This window comes from Pseudomonas sp., assembly GCF_037994325.1.
Classification (GTDB): Bacteria; Pseudomonadota; Gammaproteobacteria; order Pseudomonadales; family Pseudomonadaceae; genus Aquipseudomonas.
On the sequence record NZ_JBBNAH010000709.1, the window covers coordinates 1 to 1,172 of the forward strand.

The following is a 1,172-nucleotide window of genomic DNA, read 5'->3' on the forward strand; positions in this document are numbered from 1 at the left end:
CCCCGCGAAGGCGGGGATCCACCGGGCTGGCGATCCAGAATGGCGCCGCGAACGAGGTCTCTTCCGAGACTCTAGATCCCCGCCTTCGCGGGGATGACGGTGTCAGTTTTGCGTCCTGAGAGATCACACTGCCTGACGAACCTGGCTCTCCAACTCCAGCTTCAACGCCGGATCAAGCTTCAACTGCTTGGCCAGCTCATCCAAATAAGCCCGTTCCATAAAGTGCTCTTCATCCACCATCAACACACTGGCCACATACATCTCGGCGGCCATTTCTGGCGTCGTGGCGGCGCGGGCAACATCGGCGGGGTCGAGGGCTTTGTTGAGTTCCTGATCGAGCCAGGTTTTCAGTTCGGCATCGTCGGTGAGTTTTACCAACTCGCCCTCGATCAACTGCCGCTCACGGCCATCCACATGGCCATCGGCTTTGGCCGCCGCCACCAAGGCTTTCAGAATCGCCTGGCTATGCAGCTCGGCTTGCGGCGCGGGCAGGCGGTCGAGGGTTTGCGGTTCGGCGGTGTTGCTGGCGCCAGCGGCCTGGTTGGCTTGCCAGTTGCCGTAGGCTTTGTAGGCGATCACGCCGAGGGCGGCGAGGCCGCCATAGGTCAGGGCTTTGCCGCCCAGCTTGCGTGCGCTTTTGTTGCCCAACAGCAGGCCCATGGCCCCAGCCGCCAGGGCACCGCCACCGGCCCCTCCGAGCAAACTGCCAAGGTTGGCGCCGCCAAGCAGGCCGCCAACACCGCCGCTAGCGCTGTTGGGTTTACCGCCAGAGGCCTTGTTTTGCAGCAAGTCCTGGCCGGATTTCAGCAATTGATCGAGTAAGCCACGGGTGTTCATAGAGCCTCCAATCGTCAAATAAACCGACCGGCAGACTAGAACCAAACCGCGCAAAAGCCCTGCACAAGAGTGTTTGCGGATGTTGCTTTTACGCCCCTAAGGCCTGAACCCACAGCCGTCATTGCACGTCTGCGGCGGGGAAGGATGCTAAGACACCGTCATTCCCGCGTAGGCGGGAATCCTGAATGCTGCGGGAAAGCCAATCCTAGCGGCAGGTGCATCTCCGTACCTGGGTCCCCGCCTGCGCGGGGACGACGAGGAAGGATGCTAAGACACCGTCATTCCCGCGTAGGCGGGAATCCTGAATGCTGCGGGAAAGCCAATCCTAGCGGCAG

At 61.6% G+C, this 1,172-nt stretch carries 1 protein-coding gene; it reads right to left on the bottom strand.

Going from position 1 to position 1,172, the window contains the following annotated elements:
* Positions 1 to 123 precede the first annotated feature (123 nt).
* Positions 124 to 837 carry a tellurite resistance TerB family protein gene (locus AAAB16_RS23450; RefSeq protein ID WP_340665511.1) on the bottom strand — a complete coding sequence of 238 codons (714 nt, stop codon included), beginning with the start codon at positions 835 to 837 and terminating at the stop codon, positions 124 to 126.
* Between the last annotated feature and the right edge of the window lie 335 nt (positions 838 to 1,172).